The sequence below is a fragment of the Synechococcus sp. R5-15 genome (assembly GCF_047462035.1).
In the GTDB taxonomy this organism is placed as follows: Bacteria; Cyanobacteriota; Cyanobacteriia; order Thermostichales; family Thermostichaceae; genus Thermostichus.
The window spans coordinates 1-5,922 of the sequence record NZ_JANSIK010000123.1; the positions used below are offsets into that span (position 1 = coordinate 1).

Here is a 5,922-nt window from a genome sequence, read left to right on the forward strand (position 1 = left end):
CGTTGCGGTGGACTCAAGGATCAGGGGGAAACTTGGTCTACTATATCCCTCTCAATGACTTTTGCCAAACTGCCTAAAGCTCAGTAAATTCAGCAAAGTTCAGGGTTTTGGGGGTTAGAGGCATGCTCTCAATTTGGTCGTTGCTGACTTCTAACTTGTCGTAGAGGTTGCGCACTAACTTGTCGTAGAGGTTGCGCAGACGGTTGGTTACCCCTCGGCGGGACAAAAAGCGCCGTGCAGCAATGGCCTGGTCGGTGAGGCCGAGGGCAATGTCGATCAACACTTCGTACTCGGCGTCGCTGAGACCGGTAATTTTGTTTTGTGAACGGGAATCGACTCCGCGCACCTCTCGGTCGATCACGCATTGCTCATCCTGCACCACTGCTTGGATAGCGCTGACCAATTTTTCATCGGTGCAATTTTTCAAAAGGTAGCCATAGACGGTTTGCGGAGGCACGATCTTGTGCAGTTCCCGCACATAGACTTCATCGGCAAAATGCGACCAAAAAATGATGCGCGTGCTGGGGCACTCTGACCAAACCTGTCGTGCTACCTCGATCCCGGTCATCTCAGGCATGCGAATGTCCATCAACACGAAGCTGGGGTGGTGCTGGCGGTAGAGTTCCAACGCCTCTCTACCATTCGAGGCTATATACACCGGGCCGAACTCAGGCAAATGTTGTGTTAGCAGGCTATGAACATGCTGACGGTAGAGAGCGTCATCTTCAGCAAGGAGGGTACTCACGGGCCTTTATCAGAATTACCGAATACTTTCTTTTCACTACCTAACTCTAAAGACACCCACAAGGGAAGACAAGGCACTATTGAGCAGTACTCAATGGAGCAAGGGATCCCCTCCACCGGCGATGAGTAGCAGCTCGGAAAAAGGATTTGGCCCCGCTCTGTCCTGTGGAGGTTGCGGTTTCCCCATAGCGCTCACGCAAACGGCCAATGAACTTCTCCACCGCAGACGTCGAAAACTTTTGATAAGCAGCAGTCTATGCTGTTTCTACGGCAGAGGCCAAAAACGCCTCAATCTCAGAGCGTTGGGGCAAGCTAGGTTGGGCTCCCGCACGGGTTACGGCCAAAGCAGCGGCGGCATTGGCAAAACGCAGGGCTTCCCTCAGGGATCCCCCGGCAGCCAAACAAGCAGCTAAGGCCCCACAAAACCCATCTCCGGCAGCGGTGGTATCCACCACTTCCACAGGATGAGCTGGCCAATGGCCACTTTCTTCCCCATCTGCCCAGACCAGCCCTGCCCCTCCCAAGGTAAGGATAACGGCTGGGATCCCGTGTTTCTGCAGTTCTTGAGCCACCTTTTGGGCTTGTTCCGGCGTCTCCACAGGAGATTGGGCAAGGGCAGCCGCTTCGCTTTCGTTGAGCACCAAGTAGCGAACCCGGCGCAACAGGGATCCCGGCAATGGCACGATGGGCGCAGGGTTGAGCAAAATCGGGATCCCTTGGGCAGAGGCTTGTTCTGCTGCAGCTTGCACGGTGGGCAGGGGGATTTCCAGTTGCAGCAGGAGCAGGGCCGCCGGGGTAAAGGGAGGCAAATGCTCCGGCAGATAGCGACCATTGGCTCCAGGGCTGACCACGATTCTGTTTTGCCCGCCGGGATCCACTGTGATCAAAGCTAGGCCGCTGGGCCCCTCCAACTGCCTCAGGTGGCGGGTATCCACGCCGTTGTGCTCCAGGTTCTCTTGGAGCAGATGCCCAAACCCATCGGATCCCACCGCTCCCCACATTTCCACCTGGGCTCCCGCCCGCGCCGCTGCCACCGCTTGATTGGCTCCCTTACCGCCAGGGTAGGTGGCGTAGTCGGATCCCAGCACCGTTTCCCCAGGGCCGGGATGATGGGGCACCTGCACCACCAAATCCATGTTCAAGCTACCCACCACTCGGATCGGGCCTGCCATCGGGCTTGTGGGGAAATCCTGTTGGAAAAGCAGAGATCTAGAGATCTTTGGTTTGGATCCCTGGGCAGCTATTGTATCAGCCGCCGGTCTTGGCCAGGGATCCCCTTGAGCGCCCTACCACGCGGCAAGGGCTGATAGCAGTCGTGGTTTTTATTACCATCTATTTCAACTGATCGCGCTAGCGGGCCGGAGGCCTTAGCAGGAAGCAACCGGTCGTTTGTTTCACCTCAACGGTGAGATAAATGACTATGCGTTGTGGAACGGTTATCTGTAGGGATTGGTCGCCCTTCGACATATCGCCACTCTGCTGAAAACACAGGGCAAGAACCCGATTCCAAAGGTTGAGGATCCCGACTATCTTGGTGGGTGTTGACCCAGGAAGCAAGCTGATGTTGCTGACCACTACAGACGTGCTCCAAGGTAGAGAGGTTGAGCGTTACTTGGGCATTGTTACCGCCGAGGTAGTTTATGGCACCAATGTTCTACGGGACTTCCTTGCTACCCTCCGCAACATCATCGGGGGACGCACAAGAACCTATGAAGAAGTTTTCGAGAATGCCCAGAAAAAGGTTTTGGAAGAGTTGGAGCAGCGAGCCAAACGTTTGGGAGCAAATGGCATCCTAGGCGTTAGCATTCATACCAACATGAGCACGACAATGATCCTCGTTACCGCCGCCGGCACCGCCGTTAAGCTCCGCTGACGGATGCTTCTGTTGAAGGTTTCCCTTTCTCGGAAGATGATGGCAGCCTGTTCTCAGGCCAGGCTTTCCATCACCGCCTCGTCGATCTCGAAATTGGCGTAGACATTCTGCACATCGTCTAGGTTGTCGAGACGCTCCATCAGGGCAAGCACTGACTTGGCCGTATCGGGATCCTCCACATGCACCTCAGTGGATGGGATCCAGCGGATGGCCGCATCTTGCACTGGGTAGCCCTCTTTTTTCAGGTAGGTGGCCACCTGCTCCAGCAGGGTGTAATCGCAGTAGACTTCTGCGTCGGTTCCCTCTACCTTGAGATCCTCCCCGCCTGCTTCGGCTACCGCTAGCAGCAGAGCTTCGGGATCTGTCACCCCCTCTAGGCTAATCACCCCTTTTTGCCGGAACAGCCAGCTCACGCAGCCGGCTTCTCCCAAGCTGCCGCCGGTTTTGCTGAAGGCTTCTCGCACCTCGGCAGCCGTGCGGTTGCGGTTGTCGGTCATGGCCTCGATCAACACAGCCACCCCACCGGGGCCGTAGCCCTCGTAGCGAACTTCTTCCAGGGGGCTGTCGTCGCTCCAGTTGCCGGCTCCCTTGGCAATGGCTCGTTCAATGTTTTCGCTGGGCATCCCCGCTGCTTTGGCTTTCTCCACTGCCGCCCGCAACTGAAAATTCCCATCCGGATCTGGCAAGCCGTTGCGAGCTGCCACGATGATGGCCCGCGAGAGTTTGGTAAAGAGGCTGCCCTTTTTGGCATCTACACGGGCCTTTTGCCGTTTAATGTTGGCCCACTTGCTGTGTCCTGCCATGCCGCCACACACCAGTCAAGCAATGAATTGGAGGGATCCCTCCACTTTTGAAGCCTAGATCACCTCGGCTCAGGACTCAACCCCGCGACAACTGGGAGGGCACTGGCCTGGTCACAAATTAAATTATAGTTAGTTATTTCAAACAGCAGTGAAACGGTTCGTTATGTCGATTCCTAACTCCCTCTCCCAGAGAGAAACTGGGGGTAAGGGCAGCGGCGCGGAGCGCTTGGGGAGTATCTCAATCTGGTTTGAAATGACTATAACGAGGGATCCTTCACAACCCAGACTCAGCTACCCAACAAACCCATCAGGGCTGAATCGGCTGCCGCTGGATCACATCCCCTTGGGGCGGAGGCGGAGGGGCTGGGGTTTCTTGAGGGGTAGGCGTTGCCTCTATGGGAGGAGTTTCCCCAGGAGGCGGGGGCAGAGGGGGCACACCTTCTCCAGGCACAGGCCCAGGTGTAGGCGTGGGGGTTGGGGATGGAGTTAGAAAGGGCGTCACCTGTCCCAACAGCTCGGCATAGAAAATCGCATCTTGCTCTGGCCCAAAGCGCCCCACTTCCCAACGGTGACGGGGCACAAACATTGTTTGCAGCAGCACTTCCCGGCTGACAAAAGCGGGAGTACCCGAAAAGACGTAGCCATCGACAATGACCCGATTCAGATCGGGCCGAGTTTGAAACACCCGATCCACCTCCCGCAGCATCTCCGTATCCAGCCGCCCCAGCAGAGTTTCCAGGGTGTCTTCAGGGCTGATCGGTACCCGTACCGAAAAGCGATAGCCTTCGCAACGATAGTCCCCACAGATCTTGACCAGCTCGTTACGCACCCGGATTTGCGCCCCAGGATCCAGATTGCGCCCCGGCACAAGGACTTCTTCCTGAGGTTGCTGTTCGACCGGCTGGGCCCATAGCTGGAGTTGACTTGCCCATCCTGCCCAAACTAGGGATCCGAAAAACAAGCCAAATCCCCAACCTTTTAGAGGAAGGCTCCAACCCAGACTGCCCTGCTTAGAGCGGGGTGAAAAGGGGAAATCGCGATCCTGGATCGGGCTGTTCATAAGGCGTTGACCGATTCCTCAGCGATGGCTACCGCCAAATCTACCCGACATCGGCTAGGGAGGCACTAGGCAGGGAGAAAAATAGGGTATCGGCTCCGAATGGTTTCAAAATAGGGGCAGATAAATAGGGAAGCTTTGACAAACTCCCTGTCCTGGGCAGCAACGGATGTGCTGTGGCAGCGCATGGGTGTAGGATCTTAGGCTCTGGGTTCCCGCTCTGCAGGCAGGCCAGTGCTCTGCTGTGTGGGCAATGGATCCATGGATTGTTATTACCGTTGAGATCGCAAACCCAATTCTCTTCTTCTTCTCACGTCTTCTCATGACCGCGGTTGTTCCTTCACCTTTGCGCTACGCCTACTACCCCGGCTGTGTGGCCCAGGGGGCCTGTCGTGAGCTGTATGACTCCACCGACCAGATTGCGCGGCATCTGGGCATTGAACTGGTGGAGCTGGAGGCTGCTTCTTGCTGTGGTTCGGGCACCTTCAAAGAAGAATCGGAGCTGCTGGAAGATACGGTGAATGCCCGCAACCTGGCTTTGGCGGAAGCGCTGGGGCTGCCGATGCTCACCCACTGCAGCACCTGTCAGGGGGTGTTGGGCCGCGTGAATGAAAAGTTAAAAGCTGCGAAAACCGCGAATCCAGAGTACTTTCACCAGGTGCAAGCCCTGTGCCAGAAAGGGGGCTGTGAGAGCCGTTACCAGGGCACAGGCGATGTGCGCCATTTGCTGTGGGTGCTGGTTCATGACTACGGCCTGGAGCGATTGGCCCAACAGGTCAAACGGCCTCTCCTGGGACTGCGCTGCGCTGCCTTCTACGGGTGTTATCTGTTGCGGGCCTACGACATCTCCCGCTTTGATGTGGCGCGGGATCCCCATTTGATGGAGGATCTCTTCGAGCGTTTGGGGGCCACCCCCGTTTGGTATCGCGGGCGCACCCAGTGTTGCGGTTGGCCCATTTCCAGCTACGCCCCGCAGCAGTCTTTCTCGATGGCAGGCCGGCATCTTCTGGAGGCCATAGAGGCGGGAGCCGATTGTTTGGTTACCCCCTGTCCTCTATGTCACCTCAACTTGGACTCTCGGCAGCCGGAGGTGGAAGAGGTGATCGGGCGCAAGCTGGGGATCCCGATCCTGCATTTGCCACAATTGGTGGGCCTGGCCCTGGGGATCCCGGCGGAAAACTTGGGACTGAACCGCCATGTAGTACAGGTGGAAAGAGCCCTGCAAAAAATAGGCCGCTAAATCCCACTTGATGGCTGGGGGATCCCTGGGCAAACATCAGGTGGGGTCTGCCTGGGAAGGATATGCTATTCTGCCCAGCAAGGTACCCGTCCTTGTTCAAAAACCGCAAAGATCCTCGTAAGCTTAGATCCACCTACTGATACATTTACGCTGAACACTGCTGAACATCACTGTTCAACTATGCAGCGATAGCATTCTGTTTGTT

The 5,922-nt window shown here is 56.5% G+C and carries 6 protein-coding genes; 2 read left to right on the plus strand and 4 right to left on the minus strand.

The window, feature by feature from the left end; genetic code table 11:
• Positions 1 to 73: 73 nt before the first annotated feature.
• On the minus strand, positions 74 to 745 hold the full coding sequence (locus NW839_RS10840) for a response regulator (RefSeq protein ID WP_414350791.1): 672 nt from the start codon (positions 743 to 745) through the stop codon (positions 74 to 76).
• 253 nt (positions 746 to 998) lie between these two features.
• Complete coding sequence (gene rbsK, locus NW839_RS10845) at positions 999 to 1,916, minus strand: ribokinase (protein ID WP_414350789.1); 918 nt, start codon at positions 1,914 to 1,916, stop codon at positions 999 to 1,001.
• A gap of 389 nt (positions 1,917 to 2,305) precedes the next feature.
• On the opposite strand from rbsK, the gene NW839_RS10850 reads away from it, so the two are divergent.
• Positions 2,306 to 2,617 (plus strand): YbjQ family protein, encoded by a 312-nt coding sequence (locus NW839_RS10850; RefSeq protein WP_011432974.1) that lies wholly within the window; start codon positions 2,306 to 2,308, stop codon positions 2,615 to 2,617.
• A gap of 53 nt (positions 2,618 to 2,670) precedes the next feature.
• Here the strand turns inward: NW839_RS10850 and NW839_RS10855 are convergent, their stop codons facing one another.
• Together NW839_RS10855 and NW839_RS10860 are read right to left on the minus strand one after the other, a co-directional pair.
• Positions 2,671 to 3,420, minus strand: coding sequence for a YebC/PmpR family DNA-binding transcriptional regulator (locus NW839_RS10855; protein WP_414350786.1), 750 nt, complete (start codon positions 3,418 to 3,420; stop codon positions 2,671 to 2,673).
• Positions 3,421 to 3,727: 307 nt separating this feature from the next.
• Positions 3,728 to 4,480 carry a hypothetical protein gene (locus NW839_RS10860; RefSeq protein WP_414350784.1) on the minus strand — a complete coding sequence of 251 codons (753 nt, stop codon included), beginning with the start codon at positions 4,478 to 4,480 and terminating at the stop codon, positions 3,728 to 3,730.
• 319 nt (positions 4,481 to 4,799) lie between these two features.
• On the opposite strand from NW839_RS10860, the gene NW839_RS10865 reads away from it, so the two are divergent.
• A complete protein-coding gene (locus NW839_RS10865; protein ID WP_414350783.1) occupies positions 4,800 to 5,717 on the plus strand; it encodes a CoB--CoM heterodisulfide reductase iron-sulfur subunit B family protein in 918 nt (305 codons plus the stop codon).
• The last annotated feature ends 205 nt before the right edge of the window (positions 5,718 to 5,922 follow it).

Excerpts from the sequence above, each read along its gene's own strand:
- rbsK (WP_414350789.1), bottom strand. The coding sequence starts at position 1,916 with ATGGCAGGCCCGATCCGAGTGGTGGGTAGCTTGAACATGGATTTGGTG.
- NW839_RS10850 (WP_011432974.1), top strand. The coding sequence starts at position 2,306 with ATGTTGCTGACCACTACAGACGTGCTCCAAGGTAGAGAGGTTGAGCGT.
- NW839_RS10855 (WP_414350786.1), bottom strand. The coding sequence starts at position 3,420 with ATGGCAGGACACAGCAAGTGGGCCAACATTAAACGGCAAAAGGCCCGT.
- NW839_RS10860 (WP_414350784.1), bottom strand. The coding sequence starts at position 4,480 with ATGAACAGCCCGATCCAGGATCGCGATTTCCCCTTTTCACCCCGCTCT.
- NW839_RS10865 (WP_414350783.1), top strand. The coding sequence starts at position 4,800 with ATGACCGCGGTTGTTCCTTCACCTTTGCGCTACGCCTACTACCCCGGC.